The following is a 1,091-nucleotide window of genomic DNA, read 5'->3' as shown; positions in this document are numbered from 1 at the left end:
ATGAGTACCCTGATCAATCACAGCATGAGTGGTTTGGCGAGTTTTTAGATCTAGAAAATAGCTATGGCAAAAATTCAGAATATGAGAATGGTCATCACGGCAATGCCGTATTAAGCCGATTCCCGTTAGACCCAAAACACAATGTCAATATTACCGTCAATAGGCTTGAGCAGCGCGGTGTCTTGCACTGTGAAGTGCAGCCTATCGGTTGGGATCGTCCTGTCGTGGTGCTATGTGCGCATCTGAATTTATTTGAGCGCGATCGTATCAAGCAATATCAGGCCATCAGCGATTATGTGAAAAATGAGATTGTACCTGATCAACCGCTCATCTTGGCAGGCGATTTTAACGATTGGAAAAAAATGTCTTGCGACAAACTGGCTACCGAGCTTGGTATGGTAGAAGCATTTAAACACTGTCATGGCAAATTGCTACCGACGTTTCCAGCAAAACTGCCAGTGCTCAGTTTAGATCGTATCTATCTGCGCAATTTAGTCGTCAAAGACGCATGGGTACATAGTGGGAAGCCGTGGTCATCACTGTCAGATCATTTGCCGATTAGTGCAGAACTGATGCTGCCTTAATACTTTCTTAATACTTTGTGATGATTTGCTCGGATGCACTGCCTTGATAATATATCGAGACTAAAAAAAATTTTAGCAAAAATACTATCGACTAAAATCGCCCCTTATGAAATAGTCATCTAACGTAAGATAAATAGTAACCATGCCCTAATAAACAAAATATAAGGATATTCTGCAATGGCAACGCCATCTACTAATGACAACAATCAGCAACCTCAACGCCCCAATACCCAGCACGCTGCACTAATACGTGAATTCGGCGAACCAGAAGTAATGATATATCAGGATGGTGTCGATATCCCTGAATTACAGGACGATCAGGTATTGGTCAAAGTTGCCTACGCCGGTATCAACCCTGTCGATTATAAGACCCGCCAAGGCAAAGGCTGGGGCGCAGAAAATATCCAAAAACAAAAATTCGACAACGACCAGCCTGCCATTTTAGGATTTGACGTATCAGGTACAGTGATTAGTAGTACTAGCGATGCGTTCGCTATTGGAGATCGC

The 1,091-nt window shown here is 43.0% G+C and carries 2 protein-coding genes; both read left to right on the top strand.

Annotation, left to right across the window (positions count from 1 at the left end; translation table 11 throughout):
• The coding region (locus ACS8FC_RS14780) for an endonuclease/exonuclease/phosphatase family protein (protein WP_439297327.1) at positions 1-584 on the top strand (584 nt) is incomplete at its 5' end.
• A 177-nt stretch (positions 585-761) separates the two neighbouring features.
• On the top strand, positions 762-1,091 hold a 330-nt coding region (locus ACS8FC_RS14775; RefSeq protein ID WP_439297326.1), incomplete at its 3' end, for an alcohol dehydrogenase catalytic domain-containing protein.

It is taken from the genome of Psychrobacter sp. 1Y4, assembly GCF_051847555.1.
Note: the sequence above shows the minus strand (reverse complement) of the source record. Positions and strands in the feature narration are given on the sequence as shown.